Origin of the sequence: Mesorhizobium zhangyense (genome assembly GCF_011045115.1) — a bacterium.
Taxonomy (GTDB): Bacteria; Pseudomonadota; Alphaproteobacteria; order Rhizobiales; family Rhizobiaceae; genus Mesorhizobium_M; species Mesorhizobium_M zhangyense.
In genome coordinates this window covers 80,389-105,695 of record NZ_JAAKZG010000005.1, presented here as the reverse complement: position 1 = coordinate 105,695, position 25,307 = coordinate 80,389, and the positions used below count along the sequence as shown (strand labels likewise).

28 protein-coding genes are annotated in these 25,307 nt (G+C 63.1%); 10 read left to right on the top strand and 18 right to left on the bottom strand.

What is annotated here, in order from left to right; translation table 11 throughout:
* Positions 1-128: 128 nt before the first annotated feature.
* The 4 genes from G6N74_RS13325 to hemC all read right to left on the bottom strand — a co-directional run bounded on the left by G6N74_RS13325 (position 129) and on the right by hemC (position 4,991).
* Positions 129-1,781 (bottom strand): heme biosynthesis protein HemY, encoded by a 1,653-nt coding sequence (locus tag G6N74_RS13325; RefSeq protein WP_165118076.1) that lies wholly within the window; start codon positions 1,779-1,781, stop codon positions 129-131.
* A 16-nt stretch (positions 1,782-1,797) separates the two neighbouring features.
* Positions 1,798-3,228 carry a COG4223 family protein gene (locus G6N74_RS13320; RefSeq protein ID WP_165118074.1) on the bottom strand — a complete coding sequence of 477 codons (1,431 nt, stop codon included), beginning with the start codon at positions 3,226-3,228 and terminating at the stop codon, positions 1,798-1,800.
* Positions 3,229-3,338: 110 nt separating this feature from the next.
* Complete coding sequence (locus G6N74_RS13315; RefSeq protein WP_165118072.1) at positions 3,339-4,061, bottom strand: uroporphyrinogen-III synthase; 723 nt, start codon at positions 4,059-4,061, stop codon at positions 3,339-3,341.
* Positions 4,062-4,991 carry a hydroxymethylbilane synthase gene (gene hemC, locus G6N74_RS13310; RefSeq protein WP_165118070.1) on the bottom strand — a complete coding sequence of 310 codons (930 nt, stop codon included), beginning with the start codon at positions 4,989-4,991 and terminating at the stop codon, positions 4,062-4,064.
* Positions 4,992-5,090: 99 nt separating this feature from the next.
* Between hemC and tsaD the strand changes: the two genes are divergently transcribed.
* The 5 genes from tsaD to G6N74_RS13285 are packed head-to-tail and all read left to right on the top strand — an operon-like array spanning position 5,091 to position 8,589.
* Complete coding sequence (gene tsaD / locus G6N74_RS13305; RefSeq protein ID WP_312857879.1) at positions 5,091-6,176, top strand: tRNA (adenosine(37)-N6)-threonylcarbamoyltransferase complex transferase subunit TsaD; 1,086 nt, start codon at positions 5,091-5,093, stop codon at positions 6,174-6,176.
* On the top strand, positions 6,173-7,156 hold the full coding sequence (locus tag G6N74_RS13300; protein ID WP_165118068.1) for an NAD(P)H-dependent glycerol-3-phosphate dehydrogenase: 984 nt from the start codon (positions 6,173-6,175) through the stop codon (positions 7,154-7,156). The genes tsaD and G6N74_RS13300 overlap by 4 nt, the downstream gene beginning before the upstream one ends.
* 17 nt (positions 7,157-7,173) lie before the next feature.
* Positions 7,174-7,470, top strand: coding sequence for a YciI-like protein (locus tag G6N74_RS13295; RefSeq protein WP_165118066.1), 297 nt, complete (start codon positions 7,174-7,176; stop codon positions 7,468-7,470).
* Positions 7,471-7,519: 49 nt separating this feature from the next.
* Positions 7,520-7,945 (top strand): EVE domain-containing protein, encoded by a 426-nt coding sequence (locus G6N74_RS13290; protein ID WP_165118064.1) that lies wholly within the window; start codon positions 7,520-7,522, stop codon positions 7,943-7,945.
* On the top strand, positions 7,900-8,589 hold the full coding sequence (locus G6N74_RS13285; protein WP_165118062.1) for a class I SAM-dependent methyltransferase: 690 nt from the start codon (positions 7,900-7,902) through the stop codon (positions 8,587-8,589). Before G6N74_RS13290 ends, G6N74_RS13285 begins: the two co-directional genes overlap by 46 nt.
* Positions 8,590-8,622: 33 nt before the next feature.
* On the opposite strand, the gene gcvA is transcribed toward G6N74_RS13285, so the two are convergent.
* Positions 8,623-9,570, bottom strand: a complete 948-nt coding sequence (gcvA, locus tag G6N74_RS13280) for a transcriptional regulator GcvA (protein WP_165118060.1) — start codon at positions 9,568-9,570, stop codon at positions 8,623-8,625.
* Positions 9,571-9,689: 119 nt separating this feature from the next.
* Here gcvA and G6N74_RS13275 point away from each other — a divergent pair, with 119 nt between their 5' ends.
* Positions 9,690-9,932: a YjiS-like domain-containing protein gene (locus G6N74_RS13275; RefSeq protein ID WP_165118058.1), complete on the top strand. Its 243-nt coding sequence runs from the start codon at positions 9,690-9,692 to the stop codon at positions 9,930-9,932.
* A gap of 76 nt (positions 9,933-10,008) precedes the next feature.
* Here the strand turns inward: G6N74_RS13275 and G6N74_RS13270 are convergent, their stop codons facing one another.
* Positions 10,009-10,602, bottom strand: a complete 594-nt coding sequence (locus G6N74_RS13270; RefSeq protein WP_312857872.1) for a L,D-transpeptidase family protein — start codon at positions 10,600-10,602, stop codon at positions 10,009-10,011.
* Between the two features lie 86 nt (positions 10,603-10,688).
* Between G6N74_RS13270 and G6N74_RS13265 the strand changes: the two genes are divergently transcribed.
* Positions 10,689-11,372, top strand: coding sequence for a response regulator transcription factor (locus G6N74_RS13265; RefSeq protein WP_091908808.1), 684 nt, complete (start codon positions 10,689-10,691; stop codon positions 11,370-11,372).
* Positions 11,373-11,436: 64 nt separating this feature from the next.
* The gene (locus G6N74_RS13260; RefSeq protein WP_165118054.1) at positions 11,437-11,892 is read left to right on the top strand and encodes a cyclic nucleotide-binding domain-containing protein; all 456 of its coding nucleotides are present in this window, start codon (positions 11,437-11,439) and stop codon (positions 11,890-11,892) included.
* Between the two features lie 12 nt (positions 11,893-11,904).
* Here G6N74_RS13260 and G6N74_RS13255 read toward each other — a convergent pair whose 3' ends face one another.
* From G6N74_RS13255 to G6N74_RS13225, 7 genes are all read right to left on the bottom strand, one after another.
* Complete coding sequence (locus G6N74_RS13255; RefSeq protein ID WP_165118052.1) at positions 11,905-12,711, bottom strand: exodeoxyribonuclease III; 807 nt, start codon at positions 12,709-12,711, stop codon at positions 11,905-11,907.
* A gap of 133 nt (positions 12,712-12,844) precedes the next feature.
* Positions 12,845-13,534 (bottom strand): outer membrane lipoprotein carrier protein LolA, encoded by a 690-nt coding sequence (locus tag G6N74_RS13250; RefSeq protein ID WP_376767711.1) that lies wholly within the window; start codon positions 13,532-13,534, stop codon positions 12,845-12,847.
* A gap of 284 nt (positions 13,535-13,818) precedes the next feature.
* Positions 13,819-16,458, bottom strand: coding sequence for a DNA translocase FtsK (locus G6N74_RS13245; RefSeq protein WP_165118050.1), 2,640 nt, complete (start codon positions 16,456-16,458; stop codon positions 13,819-13,821).
* A 136-nt stretch (positions 16,459-16,594) separates the two neighbouring features.
* On the bottom strand, positions 16,595-17,497 hold the full coding sequence (locus G6N74_RS13240) for a BUD32 family EKC/KEOPS complex subunit (RefSeq protein ID WP_165118048.1): 903 nt from the start codon (positions 17,495-17,497) through the stop codon (positions 16,595-16,597).
* A gap of 280 nt (positions 17,498-17,777) precedes the next feature.
* Positions 17,778-19,163 (bottom strand): ammonium transporter, encoded by a 1,386-nt coding sequence (locus tag G6N74_RS13235; protein WP_165118046.1) that lies wholly within the window; start codon positions 19,161-19,163, stop codon positions 17,778-17,780.
* Positions 19,164-19,194: 31 nt separating this feature from the next.
* The gene (locus G6N74_RS13230) at positions 19,195-19,533 is read right to left on the bottom strand and encodes a P-II family nitrogen regulator (protein WP_091908789.1); all 339 of its coding nucleotides are present in this window, start codon (positions 19,531-19,533) and stop codon (positions 19,195-19,197) included.
* A 233-nt stretch (positions 19,534-19,766) separates the two neighbouring features.
* Entirely contained in the window at positions 19,767-20,630 is an 864-nt protein-coding gene (locus G6N74_RS13225) for an acyl-CoA thioesterase (protein WP_165118044.1), read from the bottom strand.
* A 97-nt stretch (positions 20,631-20,727) separates the two neighbouring features.
* On the opposite strand from G6N74_RS13225, the gene G6N74_RS13220 reads away from it, so the two are divergent.
* Positions 20,728-21,975 (top strand): ubiquinone biosynthesis hydroxylase, encoded by a 1,248-nt coding sequence (locus tag G6N74_RS13220; protein ID WP_165118042.1) that lies wholly within the window; start codon positions 20,728-20,730, stop codon positions 21,973-21,975.
* A 59-nt stretch (positions 21,976-22,034) separates the two neighbouring features.
* Here G6N74_RS13220 and G6N74_RS13215 read toward each other — a convergent pair whose 3' ends face one another.
* The 3 genes from G6N74_RS13215 to G6N74_RS13205 form a co-directional block, all read right to left on the bottom strand.
* A complete protein-coding gene (locus G6N74_RS13215) occupies positions 22,035-22,562 on the bottom strand; it encodes a hypothetical protein (protein WP_165118040.1) in 528 nt (175 codons plus the stop codon).
* Between the two features lie 89 nt (positions 22,563-22,651).
* Complete coding sequence (locus G6N74_RS13210) at positions 22,652-23,008, bottom strand: YciI family protein (RefSeq protein WP_165118038.1); 357 nt, start codon at positions 23,006-23,008, stop codon at positions 22,652-22,654.
* Between the two features lie 3 nt (positions 23,009-23,011).
* A complete protein-coding gene (locus G6N74_RS13205; RefSeq protein ID WP_165118036.1) occupies positions 23,012-23,233 on the bottom strand; it encodes a hypothetical protein in 222 nt (73 codons plus the stop codon).
* A gap of 193 nt (positions 23,234-23,426) precedes the next feature.
* On the opposite strand from G6N74_RS13205, the gene G6N74_RS13200 reads away from it, so the two are divergent.
* A complete protein-coding gene (locus G6N74_RS13200) occupies positions 23,427-23,852 on the top strand; it encodes an OsmC family protein (RefSeq protein ID WP_165118034.1) in 426 nt (141 codons plus the stop codon).
* Positions 23,853-23,917: 65 nt separating this feature from the next.
* Here the strand turns inward: G6N74_RS13200 and msrA are convergent, their stop codons facing one another.
* Together msrA and G6N74_RS13190 are read right to left on the bottom strand one after the other, a co-directional pair.
* Positions 23,918-24,532, bottom strand: a complete 615-nt coding sequence (gene msrA / locus G6N74_RS13195) for a peptide-methionine (S)-S-oxide reductase MsrA (protein ID WP_165118032.1) — start codon at positions 24,530-24,532, stop codon at positions 23,918-23,920.
* Positions 24,533-24,653: 121 nt separating this feature from the next.
* Positions 24,654-25,289: a YceH family protein gene (locus G6N74_RS13190; RefSeq protein ID WP_165118030.1), complete on the bottom strand. Its 636-nt coding sequence runs from the start codon at positions 25,287-25,289 to the stop codon at positions 24,654-24,656.
* Positions 25,290-25,307: the final 18 nt, after the last annotated feature.

Below are 25,307 nucleotides of genomic sequence, written 5' to 3'. Positions count from 1 at the left end.
TTGCTACGCCGCGAATGTCCACTCACGGCAGGGACAACTTTCCGTAAAACTTGTTGGCACAGCCGGTTTTGACTGCGCTGATCAAGTGTATCGCGATTCAAGCCGTCACGGCGTGAACCGCGTCACACTCAGAACAAACGGAAACGACGCTGGGTTTGTTCCGCGGTCTCGTCCGGCTCGACACCGGGATCGTCCGGCAGACGCGGCAGTTGCTCTTCGTCAGGCTCCTGCGCAACGTCGATATCAGGCGCAATTGCGGCCGCGGAAGGCACCTTGTCCAAATCGGCAGCGTCTTTCTCGGCAGGCACCGCGGCCAGCTTGGGCTTCTTGTCCGGCTTCGGCTTGGTTTCCACCGGAGCACTACCGGCGGAAGTGTCCGCAACCGGTTCCGGCACGAGATCGACGACATCTTCCGCGTCGGAAACCGGCATTTCGGGTGCCGCGATCGACGGTCTCTCTCTGACCGGCTCGTCCTGCTCGATCATCTGGCCGAGCCGTTCCATCGGCACTCGCCATTCGAAGGCATCGAGCCTGCCGGTGACCGGCGAGGCCGGCGCCCAATGCTCCGAGACAAAACCGTCCGCCACCCAGGCGGGATCGCGCGGCGCGCGCACCGCCTTTGACAGAAGCTGGCGCACCTTGCCCTGATCGCCTGTTTCCGCTTCCTCGATATCGGCAAGAACCAGATAGGCGCCTTCGCGCGGCTGCATGCGGATCGCGGCTTCCGCTTCCTCGCGCGCCAGCCTGTATTCGCCGGCATCGAGTGCAGCACGCGCCACCGCAAGCGACGATTCGGGATGGTTCTGCTTCAACGATTGCAGTTTCTTCGCGCGTGCCAGCCGGTCGAGCACGGCGTCGCCCGGACGGGCATGAACGTAAAGCTCGGCGATCTCCGGATGCGGCTCGGCCTTCCAGGCAGTTTCGAGCAGCTTCGAACCCTTGCGGATATCGTCCTGCCGGAACAGCACCTTGGCGGCGATGAGTGCCGCCGGCGCGAAATCGGGCCGCAGGCGGTTGGCCTCGATTGCCACAACCTTTGCACCGGCCAGGTCCGTGTCGAGGATCGACATCGCCTTGGCCGTCAGCAGAACGGAGCGACGGCGATTGGCATCAGCCGGCTCGACCCGCCGTGTCGACTTCTGCGCATCGACAAGCTTCAGGGCATCGTCCCAGTCGCCGCGCTCGACCTTCTCCTCGATGGTCGAATCCGCCGCCCAGGTAAGCTGCGGCGCAATGTCGGCAGCCCGCCCGGCATAGTGCCGCGCCACCGCCTTGTCGCCGAGGCGCTCGGCCTCGAGATAGAGGCCGCGCAGGCCAAGCAGCCGCATCTCGGGATCGTCGAGCATTGCCTCGAACTTACCGCGCGCTGCCTCGTGATCGCCTTCCAGCAGCGAGGTCTGCGCATCCAGCAGATGGATCAGCGGCTCCTGGTCGGAGCGGATCAGCTTGGCTGCCTGCTTGTTCATCTTGCGCGCCAGCGCGCCGTCGCCGGCGCCCGCGGCAATCATGCCCGTCGACAGCGCCTGATAACCGCGATCCCGCTGGCGCACCCGGAAATAGCGCGCGATCGTATAGGGGCTGTTCCAGATCGATTTGGTCAGCCACCACAGGATCATCACCGCCGCGACGATCGCCGTCACCGCGACAGCCGCCACCATCAGGCTCACGCCGTACTGGTAGCCGTTGAAGGTGACGATCATGTCGCCGGGGCGATCGGCTAGCCAGGCAAAGCCCAACCCCAGCGCGAAAACGACGACGAGGAAAAAGAGGATACGGATCATCGGTCTGTTCCTGTCCTCACGCTTTCATCGCGCCGGCAACCGCCTGATCGACCAGTTTTTGTGCTTCCACCCGCGCACGCAGCTTTTCGGCAAAGGCGCTGCCAGCCGTCTTGGCGGCTTCCGGCAAAGTGTCATATTCGGCAAGCGCCTTGTCCAGTTCGCCTGACTTCAGCGCGAATTCCATGCGCGCCACCGTTTCCGGCACGCCCGTGCCCTCGACCGGGCCGACCGGCCGCACCGAGACCAGCGATTCGGCACTTGCCATGAGGCGCGAGGCAAAGCTTGCCTGCTCATCGATGGGCTTGGCCACCGCAAGCATCGCCTTCACGGCGGCCTCGGTCTCACCGGTGATTTCGGCAGTCGACGGCACGCCCTTTTCAGCAAACGGACGCAGGCCCGCGACTTCCGGAGCATCGGGCGAGATCGCGGCGAACGTCTCGAGTTCGGCCTGGAACGGCGCACCACGATCCAGCGCCGCCTTAAGCGCCGTCGCCGCAATCGCCAACGCCACCTTCGGCTGCCCGGCCTGCGCTTCGACCTTGCCCGAAAGGTCCGTCACCTTCTGTTCGACAGCGGAGAGCCGACCATCGCTTGCCGTCACCGCATCGCTAGCGGTCTTGGCCAGCGTCTCAACGCCGGCGACGCGCTCGCCGATGGCCGTCAGGTCGCTTGCCGCCGCCTGACTGCTGCCCTGCTCGCGCAGCGATGCGATCGACGCCTCGAGTTCCTTGATCCGGCCGTCCAGCGCCTGAACGGCACTATCGTCCCCGCCAGCCGCGGGTGCGGCCTGCTGCAGATTGGCAAGATCGGTCTTGGCCTGATTGACCGACTGGGTCAGCGCATCGACGCGGCCGGTCAGTTCGACATCCGGCCCGCCGGCATTGTCCTTCAGCGAGGCGATTTCCTGGCGAACCTGCGTTATCTCGGATTGGAGCGAGCCCACCGCAGCACTATCGGAGGCGGGCGATGGTAAAAGGCCGGCATATTGCAGCGCCCCCGCGCCCGCCAGCGCAATCAAACCGCCGACGATGCCGGCGGCCAGCGGCGGAAACCCGCTGCGGCGCTGCTCCGGCTGGGTGTATACCGGCTTTTCCGGCTGTGCGGGCTGCGAAGGCTCTTCCTTCAGCTTGCTCTTGCCAGCATCGTCCGGCTTCGGCTCCTGTGCCGAAAAATCATAGTCGAACCCCTCGCGCACCGGCTTGGCCTCGGCCTGATCCGGCTCAGGTCCCAATACAGAGCTGGCGGGGGCCTCGGCAGGCGTGTCGACCATGGTGAAATTCTGCCCGTCGGGCTGAGTGGCTTCCGGCGTGTCGGCTTGTGCCTCAACCGCGGATTCGGCTGCCTGCGCTTCCGCCTCCTTGATGCGCGAAACGGCGCCCGGCTCCAGCTCGATCGTCACCGGTTCCCGATGCGTCTTCGAATGCCGGGTCTTCGGCGTCTTGACCATGAGAGAACTCCGCAATGATTGTCGTTATCAATAATCCCGCAACGCGGGAGGCAGCAAAAAGATCAGTACCACACCAGCATGACGTGAAAAGGGGCCGGGTGATGGCGCATTCAACGGGTGGCCTTCAGCAGCGACAACAATGCATCCTCCGTCGGCTCCGCCGCTATCGAAATCCGGTCCTTTTCCGCCGCGTTCAGGGAAGCTGCGACACGCTCGGACAGACAAAAATAGCGCGCCGTCGCGAAAAGGGAACGCATCCCGGGTTGCGCGGCGAGGCTGGACAACGCTTCTGCCGCCTTGGCCGAATAGAGAAGAACCGCGTCGATTTGACCGCCTGCCAGCGCCGAGGCGACGGCTTCCGCCGGATAATCGATCCTGCGTGTGTCGTAGGTCTCCATCACGAAAACCTGCAATCCCGATTCGGTGATGCGGCCTTCGAAATGATCGAGCCGAACACTGCCCGTCAGATAGAGGATTTTGGAGCCCGCCGGCAGCTCGGCCGCGATCTTGTCCGCAAGGCCAGCCGCGTCACCAGAACCTTCAATGACGCTGGCAAAACCGGCTTCCCGCGCGGCCTTCGCGGTTTTCCTGCCGACAGCGAACAGGCGTCGACTTGCCAGCAACGCAATTACATCGCGTGACGCATGGCGTATCGCGTTGGCACTGGTGACGGCAACCGCATCGATGTCGTGCGGGACCGCCAAAAGATCGACGGGCAGAGCCACCGTTTCCGAAAGCGGCAACACAACCGGCGAAAATCCCATTTCTTCAAGCCGGCGTGCGGTGGCCGACGCGCCGGGTTCCGGCCGTGTCACCAGCACCCGGGGCCTCATTCAGCTCCAACCCTCGAAAAAGCGAGTGCCCGCGCGTGCCCGAACATCATCTCCTGCCGCACGGCCGATTTGCGCCGCGTCCACCACTTTGCCTTCGCGGCGCACCTCATGCGACTCGGTGCCGTCGGGCGAAAGGATGACGCCGCTGAACGACAGATGATCGCCTTCGATCACCGCATGGCCGGCAATCGGCGTGCGGCACGAGCCGTCGAGCGCGGCGAGATAGGCCCGCTCGCAGGCGAGCGCATGACCCGTCGGCGCATCATGAACGGCGGCGAGAAGATTTTTCACCTCGCTATCGCTGGATCGGTGCTCGATGCCGATTGCGCCCTGGCCGGGTGCGGGCGGAAATTTATCCAGCGGCATCAGGTCGGTGATAACGCTTTCCAGCCCGAGACGCCGCAGCCCGGCATTGGCCAAAATGGTGCCGGCAGCAATGCCTTCTTCCAGCTTGCGCAACCGAGTCTGCACATTGCCGCGAAACATCACCACGTTCAGGTCGGGTCGCATTCGCTTTATCAGCGCCTGCCGCCGCAGCGATGACGAACCGACGGTCGCGCCATGCGGCAGTTCCAGGATCGACGGCGCCAGCTTGCCGATGAAAGCGTCGCGCGCATCCTCACGCGGCAGGAAGGTCGAGACTTCGAGCCCTTCCGGCAGCACGGTCGCCATGTCTTTCGAGGAATGCACGGCAATGTCGATGCGCCCGTCATAGAGCGCGTCTTCCAGTTCCTTGGTGAACAGGCCCTTGCCGCCCACTTCCGAAAGTGGTCGGTCCTGGATGCGGTCGCCGCTGGTCGAAAGCGGCACGATCTCGAAGGCCTCTTCGGGAAGGCCATGTGCCGCAACCAGCCGCGTGCGCGTTTCCACGGCCTGCGCCAGCGCCAGCGGACTGCCGCGTGTTCCGATTTTCAACGCTCTTGTTTGCATGACGCTCGGTCCGTGATACCCACCCGGCGAATGGGGTTTTCGCCCCGCATCTCCTAACGGGGAAATCACGGACGGGCAATGCAACGAAATGACGCCATGATCCGCGTGCTCGGCATCGAAACGAGCTGCGACGAGACCGCGGCCAGCGTGGTCGGGCTGCGCGAGGGCGCTGCACCCGAGATCCTGTCGAATGTCGTACTCAGCCAGATCGAGGAGCACGCAGCCTTCGGCGGCGTCGTGCCGGAGATCGCCGCGCGCGCCCATGTCGAGGCGTTGGACGGCATCATCGAGGCAGCCCTTGCCGATTCGGATATTTCTCTGGCCGAAATCGACGCCATCGCCGCCACCGCCGGTCCCGGCCTCGTCGGCGGGCTGATCGTCGGCCTGATGACGGCCAAGGCAATCGCTGCCGCCACCGGCAAGCCGCTGATCGCGGTCAATCATCTCGAAGGCCATGCGCTGACTGCGCGCCTCACCGACGGGCTCGACTTTCCCTATCTGCTGCTGCTCGTTTCCGGCGGCCACACCCAGATCGTGCTGGTGCGCGGCGTCGGTGACTACCAGCGCTGGGCAACCACTATAGACGACGCACTCGGCGAGGCCTTCGACAAGACCGCCAAGATGCTCGGCCTGCCCTATCCCGGCGGGCCGAATGTCGAGAAAACGGCGGCTAATGGTGATGCAAAGCGCTTTGCTTTCCCCCGACCGATGAAGGGCGAGGCCCGCCCGGATTTCTCCTTCTCCGGTCTCAAGACCGCAGTGCGGCAGGCTGCAACGGCAATCGCCCCGCTCAGCGAGCAGGATGTCGCCGATATCTGCGCATCGTTCCAGGCAGCCGTTTCGGATGCGCTTGGCGACCGCGTCCGCCGCAGCCTCGTGCGCTTCCGCGAAGAATATCCTGACGTAAAGACGCCAGCGCTGGTCGTCGCCGGCGGTGTCGCAGCCAATCGCGAGATTCGCTCGACGCTTGAGACATTGTGCGCCGGGCACGGCTTCAGCTTCATCGCGCCGCCACATGTGCTGTGTACCGACAATGCCGCGATGATCGCCTGGGCCGGCATCGAGCGCATCCGCGCCGGGCTGGTCGAGCCGGGCGCGATGGATTTCGTGCCGCGTTCGCGCTGGCCGCTCGACAGCATTTCCGCGCCCATGATCGGCTCGGGCCGGCGGGGAGCCAAGGCATGAGCAATTATCGCATCACAGTGCTGGGCGGCGGCGCCTGGGGTACGGCCCTTGCGCTGACCATGGCCCGTGCCGGCAATTCGGTGCGCCTCTGGGCGCGTGACGAGGCGATGGTGGCGGCGATCGGAAAGGGTGAGAACCCGCGCTATCTGCCCGGCATCCGCCTCGATCCGGCGCTGGAGGCGACCACTGACCTCGATGCCGCGCTGGAGGGCGTGGACTGCGTGCTCGTCGTCACCCCGGCGCAGGTGCTGCGCGCGGTGCTCGGCGAGGTGAGGACAAAAATCCCAGCGCATGTGCCGCTGGTTCTCTGCGCCAAGGGCATCGAAAGCACCACCGGCACGCTTCTGTCGCAGATCGCAGGAGAAATCCTGCCGCAGAACCCGGTCGCGGCTCTGTCCGGCCCGAGCTTCGCCGCCGACGTCGCGCGCGGCCTGCCGACCGCGGTGGTGGTGGCGGCGCAGGATGAGGCCCGCGCGGCGGCTCTTGCGCTGCGCTTCTCCACCGACAGCTTCCGCTGTTACTCGACCGGTGACCTTGTCGGCGTCGAGATCGGTGGCGCGCTGAAGAACGTCTTTGCCATCGCTGCCGGCGCCGTCACCGGCGCTGGTCTCGGCGCCAGCGCGCAGGCTGCCATGGTCACGCGCGGCTTCGTCGAGCTTCGCCGCATCGGTGCGGCCTTCGGCGCCGAGCCGGAGACACTGATGGGGCTTTCAGGCCTCGGCGACCTGCTTTTGTCCTCCGCATCGGCGCAGTCGCGCAACTTTGGCTACGGACTGGCGCTGGGACGCGGCGAACCGCTCGGTGGCCGCCCGCTTGCCGAAGGCGTCGCCACCGCCGGCATCGCTGCCCGGATCGCCAGGGAGCGCGGCGTCGAAGCGCCGATCATCACCGCCGTCGCCGGCATCCTTGCCGGCGCCATCACCATCCAGGAAGCGGTCTCGGCGCTGATGTCGCGGCCGCTGCGCCATGAAGCCGAATAGAAACGGGAGCTGAAAACATGCTGTTTGCGTTCATCTGCAAGGACAAGCCGGGCCATCTGCAACTGCGCCTCGACACGCGCCCCGAGCACGTCGCTTTCCTCAATGGCCTCAACGACGCCGGCACGCTGAAATTCGCCGGCCCGTTCCTCGACGATGACGGCAAACCCTGCGGCAGCCTCGTCGTTGTCGAAGCTACCGACAAGGCGGCGGCAACGGAGATTTCGGGCAACGATCCTTTCGCCAAAGCCGGCCTGTTCGAAAGCGTCGAGGTGCAACCCTGGAACTGGGTCTTCAACAATCCGGCAAGCGCCTAATTTCACAAGAGGTGGTGAGCGCCTGAGGCACGACAGGGGAGTCAAAAAGATGAATTACTGGCTGTTCAAATCCGAGCCGTTCAAATTCTCCTTCGACATGCTGAAGGCGAAGGGCAAGGAGGGCACGCAATGGGATGGCGTGCGCAATTATCTGGCCCGCAACAACATGCGCGCCATGCAGATCGGCGATCTCGGCTTCTTCTACCATTCCAATGAGGGGCTGGAGGTTGTCGGCATTGCCGAGGTCTGCGCGCTGGCCCATCACGACACCACGACCGAAGACCCGCGCTGGGAATGCGTCGACATCCGCGCCGTGCGCGATGTGCCCAAGCCGGTGACGCTGGTCGACGTGAAGGCCAATCCGAAGCTCGCCAAAATGGCGCTCGTCACCTCCATGCGCCTGTCCGTGCAGCCGGTGACCGCAGACGAATGGCGCGAAGTCTGCCGCATGGGCGGCCTCGATCTCGCACCGTGACGCCAGCGGAGGCCGAAAGCTTCATCCGTACCAACACGGCACTGATGACCCCGCCACATGTGCCGGAGGTTCTGCTTCATCTTGCCGACGAGGCGCATGACCTCTGGCTGAAGACGGAAGAGGAACTCGCCGAGATCGGCCTGCCGCCGCCCTTCTGGGCATTCGCCTGGGCCGGCGGGCAGGGGTTGGCGCGCTACATTCTCGACCATCCCGAGACTGTGCAAGGCAAGCGCGTGCTCGATTTCGCCTCCGGCTCCGGTCTCGTCGCCATCGCCGCCGCCAAAGCTGGCGCGGCTGAAGTGATTGCCGCCGATATCGACCCGTTCTGCGAAGCGGCGATCGCGCTCAACACACAGGCCAACGGTGTGTCCGTTGCCTTTTCAGGCAAGGAACTCGTCAATGCAGACGACGGCTGGGACGTCATCCTCGCCGGCGACGTCTTCTACGAAAAACCCTTCGCCGACCGGCTGATCCCATGGTTCTCGCAACTCAGCCGGCGCGGGGCTGAAATCCTCATCGGCGACCCCGGCCGAGCCTATCTGCCGAAGGAACGCATGCAGGCGCTTGCTATCTATCAGGTGCCGGTCACGCGCGCCCTTGAAGACGCCGAGGTCAAGCGCACGACGGTCTGGCGCTACGCTTGACGGCGTTTGCACTCGGGCGTTCAATCCGCGCAATCATCGGCTGGTGGGGCGTACAGCTTCCGGCGTGAGCGGCGTGTTGGCGGCCTCCTCAAGCACCCATTCGCGAAAAGTCCTGATCAGCGGGTCGTCCGCCGCTTCCAGAGGCGTGACGATATAGTAGGCAAACTGCGGCGGCCCGTCGATCGACAGCGCGAAGGGTTTTACCAGCCGGCCGGCTGCGAGATCGTCCGCTACCATCCAGGCATCGCCGAGCGCGATGCCGTGACCGTCGATTGCCGCCTGGATCGCCGGCCCGGTCTCGGCGAAATGCAGGCCCGGGCTGTCATCGAAATCCCCGATGCCTGCAGCCAGCATCCACATGCGCCAGTCGGGCCAGGTGACGCCGAGACCGCTCCATGAAACGTGGATCAGCCGGCATTTCAACAGGTCGCGCGGCTCCGTCAAAGGCCCCTTGGCTTCAAGCAGGGCCGGGCTGCACACCGGGATGATCGAATGCTCGAACATCCGATCGGCCCGTGCGCCGGGATACTGGCCGCGCCCCCAGCGAAAGGCGACGTCGATGTCGTCACGGGTGAAGTCGCGCAGGCTCGTCGAAACGTCGAGCCTTATGTCGACATCGGGCCATTGCTGCATGAACTTTTCCAGGCGCGGCACCAGCCATTTGGCGGCGATCGATGTCGATGCGCTGACCCGCAGCCGCATATTCGACCGTATCTTCTGCACGCGCACCGCCGCGCGCGTCAGGCCGGTAAGCGCTTCGGTGACGGCTGTGTGGAGGATCTCGCCAGCCTGCGTCAGCTCCATCATCCGGCTTGTGCGCAGGAACAGGGCAATGCCCAGCTGTTCCTCGAATTCCTTGATCTGATGGCTGACCGCAGCCGGCGTCAGCCCCAGCTCGGCCGCGGCCCTGCTGAAATTGAGATGCCGGCCGGCCGCCTCCAGCGTTTTCAGCGCACGTATTCCCGGGAGATGACCAGCCATGATCGATCTTCAAATGAAATTATCAGATACGGTGAAAACTACTCGTTTTCGCAATTTTTTCAATTCGCTATCATAGCAAAATCGAAAAGAGTTCAAATCCTTCTTGAAGGGATAGTACCATGGCCTACTGTGTTGACGATACGGGTTTCACGCGCTCGGCCCGGCCGACCGCGTTGCTCCGCACCGATATCGGTGCCGTGCTTCGCAAATGGCTGACCCGCCGCCAGGCTTTCAACGATCTGAAGCTGCTTACGCCTCGTCACCTTCAGGATATCGGCGTCGACCGGCATGACATTGCCGCGACCATCGACCGCGAACTGAGCCGGCTGCCGCGCGACGAGTTCCGCTCACGCGGGTGGTAGATTTGTACAGCGCACTGGGATTCTCACCATGGCGACCTGCGAATGGCGGCTCGTCCTGACGTGAATCTCGATGCGGCTAGCGCACCACTTTCAGCACGGTCCGATCCGACAGATACGGCAGCAGCCGTGCCATCACCTTTGCCGTCACCGCCACGCAGCCTTGCGTCGGCGTGAGGCCCGGTCGCGCCAGGTGGAAGAAAATGGCACTGCCGCGCCCGCGCAGGCGTGGCGATATATTCCAGTCGAGCACCAGGCAGGCATCGTAGAGCCTGTCGTCGCGCAGCATATGCTCGTGGCTGGCGGCATAGGGCAGCCTGACCGGCCGGTTGTAGTTGCGGTCCTCCGGCACTTCACACCAGCCAAGGGCCGAATCGATCGGTGTCATCTTCAGCCGCGTAAGCCGCCCCTTAAAATGATCCTTCCGGAAATAACCTGACAGGATGCGCATCGCCGCCAGCGGCGTGCCGCCATCGCCCTCGCGCTTGCCGGCGGTTATGCCGCCGCGCCCCAGCGCACAGGAAAACACCGTGCCGCCGGCATTCAGCAACCCTTGCGAAGGGTGCCCGGGGCGTGCGCGAACCACCAAGGTTTTGATCCCATGTCGGTTTTTTGCGCCTGCCCCATTGCGCTCACGTTTTTTGGAGTATGATCGCATACGGAAGCAAATCACCGTGACTGGCCTGTTCTGACGATCAGGTTCCGCATAAACGATCACTGGTCAACAGAATTATACATTTCAAAACAACGGATTGATCCATGACCTCCCGCACCATCCTGATTGTCGACGATGACGAAGACCTGCGCACGACCCTTGTCGAGCAACTTTCGCTCTACGAGGAATTCGACGTGCTGCAGGAAGCCACTGCCGCCAAGGGCGTATCGGTTGCACGCGGCGGCCTGATCGATCTCCTGATCATGGATGTCGGCCTGCCGGACATGGACGGCCGCGAGGCCGTCAAGCTCCTGCGCAAGGGCGGCTACAAGGCGCCGATCATCATGCTGACCGGGCACGACACCGATTCCGATACCATCCTCGGGCTCGAAGCCGGCGCCAACGACTATGTGACCAAGCCGTTCCGCTTCGCCGTCCTGCTTGCCCGCATCCGCGCGCAGCTGCGCCAGCATGAGCAAAGTGAGGACGCAACCTTTTCGGTTGGTCCCTATACATTCAAACCCAGCCAGAAACTGCTTCTCGACCAGCGCGGCGCCAAGGTGCGCCTGACCGAAAAGGAGGCGTCCATCATCAAATATCTCTATCGTGCCGACCAGAAAGTCGTTACCCGCGACGTCCTCCTGGAGGAGGTCTGGGGCTATAATTCGGGTGTCACCACGCACACGCTGGAAACCCATGTCTATCGCCTGCGCCAGAAGATAGAGCGCGATCCTTCCAATGCTGAAATTCTTGTGACAGAAAGCGGCGGATACAAGCTGGTTCCCTGACCGGTTTGCGGTCGGGGGGCCGCACGAACGGGAGGACTGACCAGGCCAGGAATTCGGGGACGCAATGGCGCTGGATGATGACATCCGCATTCTGTCCGGCGTGGGGCTTTTCGAGGGCTTCAGCCAGGAACAGCTGCGCCTGCTCGCCTTCGGGGCAGAACCGATGCGGCTGCCGGCGGAGCGCAAGCTGTTTCTGGAGGAGGACGAGGCCGATTCGGCCTATATCGTCGTCAAGGGCAGCATCGTCCTGTTTCGCGAAGACGATCCCAAGCGCACGCCGATCGCGGTGGTCAAGCCGGGCTCCATACTTGGCGAGCTGGCGCTGATCGCCGACACCAGGCGCCTGACCAGCGCGGCGGCTGCCACCGATTCGGAAGTGCTGCGGCTGAACCGCAAGATGTTCCACCGCATTCTCGGGGAATACCCCGACCTCGCCATCGCGCTTCACCAGCGCATCGTCGAGGAGCTTCAGGCGCTCATCCGCAGCATCGAGGAAGTCGCGCCCCGGCTCCTGCCTTAGGGCGAAAACGCGTCAGCTCAAATCGAATCGCGCAATCACCGGAACATGGTCCGAAGGACGGTCCCAGCCGCGCGCGTCGCGCAGGATCTCGTAGCCGCCGAAGCTCGGAACCAGATTGGACGAAGACCAGACATGGTCGAGACGGCGGCCGCGGTCGGAGGTTTCCCAGTCCTGGGCGCGGTAGCTCCACCAGGTGTAGATCTTCTGCTCGTCAGGCACGTTGAGCCGCATCAGGTCGACCCAGTCGCCGGCCTTGCGCATCGCCTCGAAATTTTCCGTCTCGACCGGCGTGTGGCTGACTACTTTCAGCAGTTGCTTGTGCGACCAGACATCGTGCTCCAGCGGCGCGATGTTGAGATCGCCAACCAGCACAGACGCCGAATTGTCGTCATGGTCGGCGCGGATGGCATTCATCTCGGCGACGAAGTCGAGCTTGTGGCGGAATTTCGGATTGATCTCAGGATCGGGCTCGTCGCCGCCGGCCGGAACGTAGAAATTATGCACCGTAAGCTGCTTGCCGCCGGCATTCACCCGCACCGAAAGATGCCGGCAATCGCCCTTCTGGCAGAACTCGCGCTTCTCGACGATTTCGAGCGGCCGCCGCGCCACCGTCGCCACGCCGTGATAGCCCTTCTGGCCACTGATCGCGATATGCTCATAGCCGAGCTTGCGGAAAGCTGCCGACGGAAACTGGTCGTCCGGGCACTTCGTTTCCTGCAGGCACAGCACGTCGGGTGCGTTTTCGAGGAGGAGGCGCTCCACCAGCGGCATGCGCAGCCGCACGGAATTGATGTTCCAGGTGGCAATCGAGAAAGGCATTCTGGGGAATCCGGCGCTTGCGAAAACGAAGCCCGGAAAGTGGCAGCGCAAGTCATCAATTACAAGGTCGAGCACAGCTTCAACGCGCCGCTCGCACCCTGTCCACAGCTAATGGCCGAGATCGATGGTTGCCCTATCGATTGCTCTTCTTCTTGTTGACGTCGAGATTGCGCTGATAGTCGATCTTGAACAGGCTCTGGTCGAACTTCACGCCCTGCCTGACATTGAAGATCATCACCGTCGTGTCCTTGCCCTGGGCGTCCTTGATCGTCCACTGGCGCAGTTCGTAGGATTTCGGATCGAACATCATGGTTATGGTCGAGTTGCCGAACACCGACTTGTCGGCGAGCTGGATCGTGGTGAGATCGTCCTCTTCCTTGACGCTCCGGACCTTGTTGCCGGAGAGATCGATGCGCTCGTCGAGCAGCAGCTTCAACGGCGTCTTCGACAGCGGGTAGAGATCGACCGTGTTCATCTTCCTGTTGTCGAGCACGACGGACTGGCCATCAGAGACCACCTGGAAGCGCGACGCCCCGTCATAATCGAAGCGGATCTTGCCCGGACGCTCGATGAAGAACTTGCCGCCGGTCTGCTCGCCGCGCGGACCGAACTGCACGAACTCGCCGGTCATGGTGCGAACACTGGCAAAATGATCGGCGATCTTCTGCGCGGCGTCGGACGGGGCTGCCTGCGCCGCCGCGATCATGTCGAAGCCCGGCATCGCCTGGAGCCCGACCACGCCAAAAGCCGCAACCGCCAGGCCAAGGAAGCCACGGCGAGCCATTTGCAGTCGCGGGGTCGGGGTCGAAGCGTTTTTGTTCATGCGGGTCATCACTCTCGAATGCGTCAAATGAGCTTAGATCTATAGGCCTTTACTTGGGCTGAAGTTTGTCGCCGGCAAGAGGCAAACCATCACGCCTGCGTCATTTTAGACCCCTTTTTACGCTCACACCCAGGGAGTGTTGAGATTCAAATCAGGACGAGTCGAAAATGGTGGTTTTCGGGGTCGCCACAGGCGACGAGCGGAGTGGACATTTGGGTCCATGAGCACCGGAAGCGCAGAAAATCGCCATTTGCAGGCCGTCATGGTTTGAATATCGGCACTCCCTAAAACTTGTCGTCCTCCGTCGGCACCAGAATCTCGCGCTTACCGGCGTGGTTGGCCGGGCCGACGATGCCTTCCTGCTCCATCTTCTCGATGATCGAGGCGGCGCGATTGTAGCCGATGCCGAGGCGGCGCTGGATGTAGCTGGTCGAGGCCTTGCCGTCGCGCAGCACGACCGCGACAGCCTGATCGTAAGGATCGTCGGAATCCTCGAAATTGCCACCGCCTCCGCCACCCTTGCCGGACGGCGCATCGTCGTCATCCTCGCCGTCATCCTCGGTGATGGCGTCGAGATATTCCGGCACGCCCTGCAGCTTGAGATGGCCGACGATCTTCTCGACCTCGTCGTCGGAGACGAACGGTCCGTGCACGCGCTGGATGCGCCCGCCGCCGGCCATGTAGAGCATGTCGCCCATGCCGAGCAGCTGTTCGGCGCCCTGCTCGCCAAGAATGGTGCGGCTGTCGATCTTCGACGTCACCTGGAAGGAGATGCGGGTCGGGAAGTTGGCCTTGATCGTGCCGGTGATGACGTCGACGGAAGGACGCTGCGTTGCCATGATGACATGGATGCCGGCGGCACGCGCCATCTGCGCCAGACGCTGTACCGCGCCTTCGATATCCTTGCCGGCGACCATCATCAGGTCGGCCATCTCGTCGATGATGACGACGATATAGGGCAGTGGCTCGAGGTCGAGGTTCTCCGTCTCGTAGATGGCCTCGCCGGTCTGACGGTCGAAGCCGGTCTGCACCGTGCGCGAAATGCGCTCGCCCTTCTTCTCCGCCTGCGCAACGCGGGCGTTGAAGCCGTCGATATTGCGCACGCCGACCTTGGACATCTTGCGGTAGCGGTCTTCCATCTCCCGCACCGTCCATTTGAGCGCCACGACCGCCTTCTTCGGGTCGGTCACGACAGGCGTCAGAAGATGCGGGATGCCGTCATAGACGGACAGTTCGAGCATTTTCGGATCGATCATGATCAGGCGGCATTCCTGCGGCGTCATGCGGTAGAGCAGCGACAGGATCATCGTGTTGATGGCCACCGACTTGCCTGAGCCGGTGGTGCCGGCGACGAGAACGTGCGGCATCTTGGCGATGTCGACGATAACCGCTTCGCCATTGATGGTCTTGCCAAGCGCCAGCGCCAGCTTGGCCTTGGTCGTCTCGAAATCGCGGCTCGCCATGATTTCGCGCAGATAGACGGTCTCGCGCTTGGCATTGGGCAGTTCGATGCCGATGGCGTTGCGGCCGGGAACGACGGCAACGCGGGCAGCGATCGCGCTCATCGAGCGCGCAATGTCATCGGCAAGGCCGATGACGCGCGACGACTTGATGCCGGGAGCCGGCTCCAGTTCATAGAGCGTGACGACCGGGCCGGGCCTGACATGGATGATCTCGCCCTTGACGCCGAAGTCTTCCAGCACGCCTTCGAGCAGGCGTGCATTTTGCTCCAGCGCGTCCTTCGACAGGCTGGCGTCGCGCACGACATTCTTCGGCTCGGACAGGAAATGCAGCGACGGCATTTCGAAGCTGTTCGAGCCGATCAGCGAGGTCTGCGCCTCGCGCTGGACCCGTGCGCCGGGCACGGGGCGCGGCGCAGGAGCCTCGACGCGGGCGGACGCTGCTGCCGGCGTCCGGAAATTCTGAACCTGGGCTGCAGGCGAACGTGGCTCTGCCGTCTCGCCCGGCATGAAGTCGAGATCGTCTTCCGCTTCGACATCGTCGTCGAGTTCGTTGTGCGGAACGCGTCCGTCGGACACCATGGCGGCGAAGAATTCCGGTTCGACCCGCGCCCTGCCCTTGGCACTGACCTTCGCCTCGGCCTGTTCGGCGAATTCGACGCGCTCGGCAGCACGGCGCCAGGCGCTTTCGGGGCGCACCTCGACGTCGCGATACTCGTCATGTTCCTTGCGGCGCGCAGCCCTGCGGCGCAGGAAGGCGCGGAACGACAGCCACCAATGGGTGATCGCGCCCAGCGCCAGAATGCCTTCATCCTCGTCGTCATCATCGAAGGACGACGCCAGATCCTGCTCGCGCATGTCCTTTTCATCGGGATCGACGACCGCAAAACCGTTGGGGCGCGAAATCAGCCCGGCGCCGAAAGCAAACAGCCACAGCGCCGGTCCTGCCAGAACCACCGCGATCAGGCTTGCCACCCAGCCGGTCGGATAGCCGCCGGTGGCCATGCCCGGTACCTTCAGAACCATATCGCCAAAGACACCGCCAAGCCCGGTCGGCAGCGGCCAGGTTGCGGGCGGCGTGGTGCAGCCGGCAATGGCTGCGAACAACAGCGAAGCGCCGAACCAGGCCAGCGCACGGCGCGGCATGCGATCGACACCGCGCGCAGTCGCCAGGAAAAAGCCCCAGATCACGGCCGGAACAAGAGCAGCCACGGACGACAACCCGTAGAACTGCATGGCGAGATCGGAAAACACCGCGCCCGGATAGCCCATCGCGTTGGTGATCGGGTTGTCGGTGGCATGGCTGAAGCTCGGGTCGGCCACATTCCACGTGCCAAGGCTGGCCAGCGCAAAGGCGACCTCCGCGAAACACGCAAGGCCGGTGATCCGCCCCACCTGCCTGCGCGCAAACGCCTGCAGACCGTGTCCCGAATCGGTCAGCGCGAGTTGTGTGGCTGAACGCATGCCTCTTTCCCCGTCCAAAAATGGTGTTGCCTTGGCACGAACGCGCCTTGGGCAGAGTCGAGGATCAGATTATCGGCGGGAAGGTTAAGGCCGCATTAACCATGCACCGCCTCGCAGCAAATGAAACATGCCTCGCCTACCGTTTTTCGGCAGCGTCCCCTTCGGCGTCGCGAAAAAAGTCCATCGCCCTCATGAAGCGCTCAAGGTCGCCACCGAGATGGAACTTCGCCGCGACCCGGCCCAGTGGAATGAACACCCGGAAGAAATGAAGCAGCCTCGCAAGCGCCTCCAGCGTAGGCTTCGGGGCAGAGGCCTTGTAAGCCTTCAGCGCCCGCGTCGCTGTCTCCGGCTGCCGGGCACGATAAGTGATCTGGAAAAAGAGCAGCCAGACGTCACGCGCCTGCGCATCAGCCAGTGGCATCGTTGCTTCCGGCTCCTCCTCGAAGTCGAGAAAGCCGAATCGCCCGTCATCGTCGACGACGAAATCGCGCGGATGCGGGCGGCCATGACAGAGGCCGGCCTCATGCACCTGGCCGAGCGCTTCGGCGGCGTGGACCAGAAGCTCGTCATGGGCGGTAACGTCTCCGATCTTTCGCAGATGGCGCATCTGCGTCTGCATCGTCTCGCCCATGTCGGACAGGGCCAGGACATCGCCGCGCTGATAGAAGACTTCCGGCGCACGAAAACCGGCGCCGCGAAAGGCCTTGATCTTGCGTAGTTCGCGTGCGGCCTTGCCTTCCGGCGTGGCAGACAACGATGCCCTTGTGAACCGCGGATACATCAGCGGCGAGACCAAGGCGTGCAGGCGCTTGCCCCACGCCGTCCGCTCGGCGCCGAAATGCTTGAACCATATCCGCTGGCCCCTGATCGCCGTGACGTGAAGCCTCGGAGGCTTCGGTGCCTCGGCGATGCGCGCGACGGCGCTGAGCATCGCCGGATCGGCCTGCATCATCGTATCCGGTGAACGCTTCGACAATATGGGGCCTGCCTTGCCGCAACTGATTTGTGTCGTCAGCCGCTCAAGATAGGCAGCTTTCATTAGCTGTCTATATAACGGAGTGATTTTTTTCGTGAAGTGAACGTCTGAAAACCACCCCCTGTTGCAGTTCGGGCGCACTCGGCGATCACGTCCCCGGAATATGTTTGCTGGCGGCCAAAAAAAGAGGCCCGGACGAACCGGGCCTCAAAGGCGTGACCAGCTCCTTCAAACCGGTCACGACGGGATTTTCGAGCAACTCCAGGAAAAATGTGAACGGTTTTCCGTTCGGAATTGCGTAAAGGCCAGTCCCGGCGACGGCATGCGCCGCCGGGTTGGAAGCTTACGAGTGGTAGGCCACTTCGCCGTGCGAGGTGAGGTCGAGGCCCTGCGATTCGGCTTCGACGGTCGGACGCAGCCCGACGATCACATCGACGATCTTGTAGAGGATGGCAGAGCCGACACCACACCAGACGATGGTGACGAGGACAGCCTTGATCTGCACCCAGACCTGCGCGCCCATGGTCACGCCGTCGGCATAGCCGATGCCACCCAGCGCCGACGAGGCGAAGATGCCGGTGCCGATGGCGCCGACGATGCCGCCAATGCCGTGCACGCCGAACACGTCGAGCGAGTCGTCATAACCGGCCTTGATCTTCACGACAGTGACGAAATAGTAGCAGATGATGCTGGCGATGGCGCCGAGAACGATCGCGCCGATCGGGCCGACGATGCCGGCGGCGGGCGTGACCGCAACCAGGCCGGCGATCATGCCGGAGGCGGCACCAAGCATCGAGGCTTTCTTGCGCGACAGCGATTCCACCGCCACCCAGGCGATGATTGCGCCGGCGGTTGCAGTGAAGGTGTTGATCATCGCAAGGGCTGCACCACCGGTGGCTTCAAGGTTGGAGCCGGCGTTGAAGCCGAACCAGCCCACCCACAGGATCGAGGCACCGACCATGGTCAGCGTCATCGAATGCGGAGCCATGTTGTCGCGGCCGTAGCCGTTGCGCTTGCCGACCAGGATCGCACCGACCAATGCGGCGATACCGGCATTGATGTGGACGACCGTGCCGCCGGCGAAGTCGAGAGCGCCCCAGTTGAAGATCATGCCGCTCGAATCCCAGACCATATGGGCGATCGGGAAGTAGACGAAGGTGACCCACAGCGCCACGAACAGGATCACGGCCGAGAACTTGATGCGTTCGGCAAACGCGCCGACGATCAGGGCCGGCGTGATGCAGGCGAAGGTCATCTGGAAGCAGATGAAGACCAGTTCGGGGATGACGACGCCATCCGAGAAGGTCGCCGCCGTGCTCTCAGGCGTGACGCCCGACAGGAACAGCTTGCCGAGACCGCCCCAATACGGGCTGGTGCCGCCACCGAAGGCGAAGGAGTAGCCGTAGACGACCCAGATGATGATGACGACAGCGACGATCATCGTGCACTGCATGAGGACGGAAAGCATGTTCTTGGTGCGCACGAGGCCGCCATAGAACAGGGCCAGGCCCGGCAGGGCCATGAACAGGACGAGGATGGTCGAGATCATCATCCAGGTCGTGTCGCCCTTGTCGGGCACGGGAACGGCGGGCGCAGCAGCCGCAGCAGCATCTACGGCAGCCGGCGCGGTTTCCTGGGCGAAGGCTGCGAGCGTGCCAAGTGCGCCGAGGGCAAGCGTGCCCAGAAGCGCGGTTTTGGCCGCCTTCTTCAAGGTGGTGGGAATATTCATTGAAATCTCCATGAGAATACGATTGGCCCGCTCAAAGCGCGTCGGTGTCGGTTTCGCCGGTGCGGATGCGTACCGCCTGGTCGATGCCGAAGACGAAAATCTTTCCGTCGCCGATCTGCCCGGTCTTTGCCGCGCTCGAAATCGCCTCGACGGCCTTCTCGACCATGTCGGCGGCCACGGCCACTTCGATCTTCACTTTCGGCAGGAAGCTGACCGCGTATTCGGCTCCGCGATAGATTTCCGTATGCCCCTTCTGACGCCCGTAGCCTTTGACTTCGGTGACGGTCAGGCCCTGGATGCCGACGGCGGTGAGCGCTTCGCGCACCTCGTCGAGCTTGAACGGCTTGATGATTGCCATCACGATTTTCATAAGGTTTTTACCCCTTGCTTATGCGGGAACCCGCGATTGCATGACTTCGCCGGGTTGCCGAGAGCAGCCGGAGAGTGTTCAGGGTAAATCAAGCTCCGTGCCAGTTCGCAGAACCGGCATTAAAGCGTTGTAAATCAATGGGTTTATGTTGCAGCGCAGTATAAGCGGCCGCTTGAGCGGCCATATGACTGCCTATAAATTAGGCAATTTATAGATTTTGCACATTCCGCAGGCTATCGCTTCACGCGGATAAGCCCTTCCTGCGCCACCGAGGCGATCAGCGTGCCATCCTGCCCATAAAGTGTACCGCGGGTGAAACCCCGCGCACCGATCGTCGAGGGGCTGTCCTGCGTATAGAGCAGCCAGCCGTCGAGCGGATGCTGCCTGTGGAACCACATGGCGTGGTCGAGGCTCGCCGCCTGGATGTCGCGATCAAAGACTGCGCGTCCATGGGCGAAGGTGGAGGTGTCGAGCAACGTCATATCCGACAGATAGGCAAGCACCGCGGCCTGCGTGGCGCGATCAGCAGGCACGGGTCCAGTGGTGCGGATCCAGATATTCTGCTCCGGGTCCAGCTTTTCGCGGCTGGTATAGTGCTTCAGCATCACCGGCTTCATTTCCACCGGCCTGTCGCGCTCCCAATAGCGGCGAATGCCCTCCGGCACCGTATCGCCGAACTCCTTGATCAGGTCGTTCTGGGTGCCGAGCGTGTCGGGAGCCGGCACGCCGAGCGGCATCGGCACCTGATGCTCCAACCCCGGCTCGTCAAGCTGGAACGAGGCTTCCAGCGAAAAGATGGCATGGCCGTGCTGGATGGCGACGACCCGCCGCGTGGTGAAACTCTTGCCGTCGCGGATGCGGTCGACTTCATAAATGATCGGAACCTGCGTATCGCCTGGACGCATGAAATAACCGTGCAGCGAATGCACATGCCGGTCGGGCGCGACCGTGCGCTGCGCAGCGACCAGCGCCTGCGCGATGGTCTGCCCGCCGAACACGCGCTGCCAGTCGAGTTTGGGGCTGCGACCACGATACAGGTTGTGTTCGAGCTTCTCGAGGTCGAGAATGGCAAGAAGTTCCTGCATGGCAGCCGACATTGTTTCGAACCCTTTTCGAAGCGAAGGAATTGGCACGGTTTCCAACAGGAACATTCGCCGAAGTCAAGGCGAAGCGAAAGTGACGGAGGATAGAGCGATGGCTGGAAACGCAGGCACACACCGCAAGGAACCAACGCTCGACGTGCTGATTGCGGGTGCGGGCTATGTCGGCCTTGCCGCTGCCGTCTCGATGAAGCAGGCACGCCCCAATCTCGCCATCGCCGTGGTCGACGCCGCACCCGAAGGCGTTTGGCAGCGCGACACCCGCGCCTCGGCAATCGCCGCCGCGGCCTGCCGCATGCTCGGCCGCCTCGGCTGCTGGGACGAGATCCTGCCGCAGGCACAGCCGATCACCGACATGATCGTCACCGATTCGCGCACTGCTGATCCCGTTCGCCCGGTCTACCTGACCTTCGACGGCGAAGTCGCGCCCGGTGAGCCTTTCGCCCACATGGTCGCCAACAAGGTGCTGAACGGCGCGCTGCGCCGCCGCGCCGGCGAGCTGGGCATCGACATCATCGAAGGCGTCGCCGTCAGCTCCTTCGAGGCCGGTGTTGCCGGTATAGCAATCCACCTCGCAGACGGCACCTCGCTGGGCGCGCGCCTGCTGGTTGCCGCCGACGGCGTCAATTCGCGGCTGCGCGACATGGCCGGCATCAAGACGGTGAAGTGGGAATACGGCCAGTCCGGCATCGTCTGCACCATCGCCCATGAGCGCCCGCACAACGGCCGCGCCGAAGAGCATTTCCTGCCTGCCGGCCCCTTCGCCATCCTGCCGCTGACCGGCAACCGCTCTTCGATCGTCTGGACCGAGCGCACCGCCGATGCCGAACGGCTGGTCGCCAGCGACGAACTCGTCTTCGAAAGCGAACTGGAACAGCGCTTCGGCCTGAAGCTCGGCGAGTTGCGCGTCGAGGGCAAGCCGCGCGCCTGGCCGCTCGGCCTCACCCTTGCCCGCGCCTTCGTCGCACCACGCTTCGCGCTCGCAGGCGATGCTGCCCACGGCATCCACCCCATCGCCGGCCAGGGCCTCAATCTCGGCTTCAAGGATTCGGCAGCCCTTGCCGAAACCATTGTCGAGGCCGATCGGCTCGGCCAGGATATCGGCGCGCTTGACGTGCTCCAGCGCTACGAGCGTTGGCGCCGTTTCGACACGGTGCAGATGGGCGTCACCACCGACGTGCTGAACCGACTATTCTCCAATGATTTCGGCCCGCTGCGCGCAGCCCGCGACATCGGCCTCGGCCTCGTCGACCGCATGCCGCGCATGAAGTCGTTTTTCATAAGGCAGGCATCGGGACTGACCGGGGATACGCCCCGGCTGCTGAGAGGCGAGTCGATCTGAAAGCAATTCCAGGAAAAGTGTGCAGCGGTTTTCCGTCCGGAATTGCGTCCAGGGACCGATCAGTGGATCTCGAAGCCGAGCTTCTGGCGCAGGCGTCGCACGCGCTGATCATGGGCCAACGAGCGCTCGCCTGACGCCCGCGCGACACCGTCGACCATCGCGACCAGTTGTTCGCGCTCATCCACGTCGAGACGTTCGCGCAAGAACGGCGCGAGCTTGTCGATGACGACATTTGCGTCATCGATCTGCGAAGCGGCCCATTTGCCGTAGATGACGGCCTCATCGGTTTTCTTCGCGTCGGCAATGCCGGAAACGGCCTCTCGGATTGCGGTTTCATGCTCCGGCGTCAACGGCGTATCTTCCGACACGACCGCCGTGATCAGCGTGGCTGCCGCCACGATGGGATCGTCGATGGCCGTCAGCGGGGAAAGTGCAGCCTGCTTGCGCAGCTTCTTGCGCCGCACCGAGCCGCGCACGCGGCCAACCGCGTCGGCAACTTCGCTTGCCGCCTCGCTCATATATTTGACCCGGTACCACCAGAAGGCGGCAGCTCCCATGAGGCCGATCGCAGCAATCAGGATATGCATTCCAAATCCCCCGAAAACGGCGGCAGGATAAGGAAACAATGCCCTCCTTTCAACACGTAAAAGTTGCACGTCCGACGATTTGCGCGAAGCTAGTCTCCGCGAAAATTATAGACTGGCCGCACCTCGATCGCGCCCAGCTTCGCCAGCGGCACCTTGCCGGCAATCTCCACAGCCTCGTCGAAATCCTTGGCCTCGATCATCAGGAAACCGAGAAGCTGCTCCTTGGTCTCGGCAAAGGGACCGTCGGTGACCAGCACCTTGCCCTTCCGGTTCCTGACGGTTTTGGTGACCTTCACCGGCTGCAGCGCCTGCGCGACGATCAGATGGCCGCTGGCCATCAGCGAATCGTCATAGGCGCCGGAATCGTGGTCGAGCGCCTTCATTTCGGCGGGCGACATGGCATGGAGCTTGGCTTCTTCTCCATGGACGAGGCAAACATATTTCATGGTCTATCTCCTCTCATAGGTGACATCTGCCTGCGCAAGAAGGCCCGGCTGCCTGTCCGGAGCATAGGACGACGCAACGTCGAGAACATGCACGGCAGAGACGATGACGGTCAGCATGACCAGCAGGCGCGCAACGCCCGATGGCGGGATGCAAAAGCTATTGGCAGTCACCGCGCCGGGTTTGGGAACGATCTTTCCAATATTCGAGTGAAGCAGCGAATACATTCGAACCTCCTGCACACGCCACGAAACATTCCGTGGCCGCCCCTAGGACGACAGGCGTTCATGCTTCCCGACATTTTTGACATCGACTTTTTCGCATGCCCCGAAAGCGGTCAAACATGGCAGAAGCAGAAAGGCGCGCTATATTCAAGCCGTCGCCGCATCATCGGCCTGCAAAATCAAACGGGAGAACCTCATGAACCGTCACGCCACCGCCATCTGGAAGGGAACGCTCACCGAGGGTTCCGGCACGCTCGACACCCAGAGCGGCGCCCTCAAGGCCGCGCCCTATTCCTTCAAGATGCGTTTCGAGGACGAGAGCGGCAAATCCGGCACCAATCCGGAAGAACTGATCGCCGCTGCCCATGCCGGCTGCTTTGCCATGCAGCTCTCGCATTTCCTGGCCGAGAACGGCACGCCCGCCGACGAATTGAACGCCAAGGCGGTGGTCACCCTCATTCCCGGCACCGGCATCACCGAAAGCGCCATCACGCTCACCGGCAAGGTGCCTGGCATTGACGCCGCTAAATTCAAGGAACTGACCGAGAAGGCCAAGGCCGAATGCCCGGTTTCCAAGGCGCTCGGAGCGATCAAGGTTACGCTTAACGCCAGCCTCGCCTGATATCCCTGTGCATCAAAGAAAACGGGCGCCGTATAGCGCCCGTTTTTCGTTGCGGCAAGTCGCGCTCAGTGCGCGGCGATGCCCTGATGCGCGGCCTTGCCCCATACTGCGTCGATGCGGTCGTCGCGCCCGCAGGAATAGCGGTAGTATTTGTAGCGGACCGGATTCTTCTTGTAGTAATCCTGATGGTAATCCTCGGCCGGCCAGAAGGTCGGTGCCGCCACGATTTCCGTGGCTATCGGCTGCTTCAGCACCGCCGCGATCGCTTCCTTCGATTTTTCCGCCTCGGCCAGTTGCTCCGCGCCGACCGCATAGATCGCGGTCGTATAGCTGTGGCCACGGTCGCAGAACTGACCGCCGCCATCCGTCGGATCGACCGAATGCCAGAAGGCGTCAAGCAGCTTGTCGTAGCTGGTCTTGGTATCGTCGAATTCTATCTTCACCGCCTCGCGGTGGCCAGCGGCGGTGTGATCCTCATAGGTGGGATTGTCGTTCGTGCCGCCGATATAGCCGGAGGTGGTTGAAGTCACGCCGGGCACGTGGTCGAAATCCGATTCCACGCACCAGAAGCAGCCGCCGGCAAAGATCGCCGTCTGCGTCTTGGCGAATGCGGCACCTGCAGGCGCTGACAGCGCGGCAGCAAGTGCAAGACAGGTTACTGCGAAAGCTCTGCGCACCATGAAAACATCCTCCTGCGGTAAAGACGTAGCCGAACCGCAAGAGGTTTCAAAATCAAGCTGAAACACGCTGGCGTGATTATTCAGGTGACGAACTGCTTCCCGGCGATCTTCGGTCGCCGGCTCAGGCGCCCAGCGCATCGAGGCGGGCGCGCAAGGCAGCGACCTCTTCCTCCAGCGCCTGTATCCGCACTTCGAGATCAGACGCCGGCACAGATGACACGCTGCGCTGCGCTGCAAATGCGGCAACATCGACAGGCCCGCTCAGAAGATGGGCGTAGCGGTCCTCGCGCTGGCCGGGGCCGCGCCCGATTTCCTGCACCAGCGCCGGGCGCTTGCCGATCAGCATGTCGAGTTCTTCGCGCAGTTCGTCTACCGACGGGAACCGCGCCATGCGCTCGCTGCGCGCCAGAAGCTCGTTCACCGTCTGCGGCCCGCGCAGCAGGAGCAGGCCGACAATGGCGATCTGCGGCGATGTCATCGAAAAGCGCTGCGCGGCAAGATGCTCGTAGCGCTCGACGCGCGACCCGAAGACCTGGCGAACCAGCCCCTTCTGCTCAAGCAGCTTCAGCGCCCGGTGCACCTCCCCCTGCTCCAGCGCCATCACCGGCTCGCGCGCCGTCTTCTGGTTGGCGGCGGCGTGCGCTGAATTGAGCGTCAGCGGATAGACGTCCGGCGTCAGCTCCTTCTTCTCGATCAGGCAGCCGAGTACGCGCGCTTCTGAGGGATTGAGGATGGGGAGGTCTGTCGCTGTGTTCATCCCTGTCTTTTGGCAAAG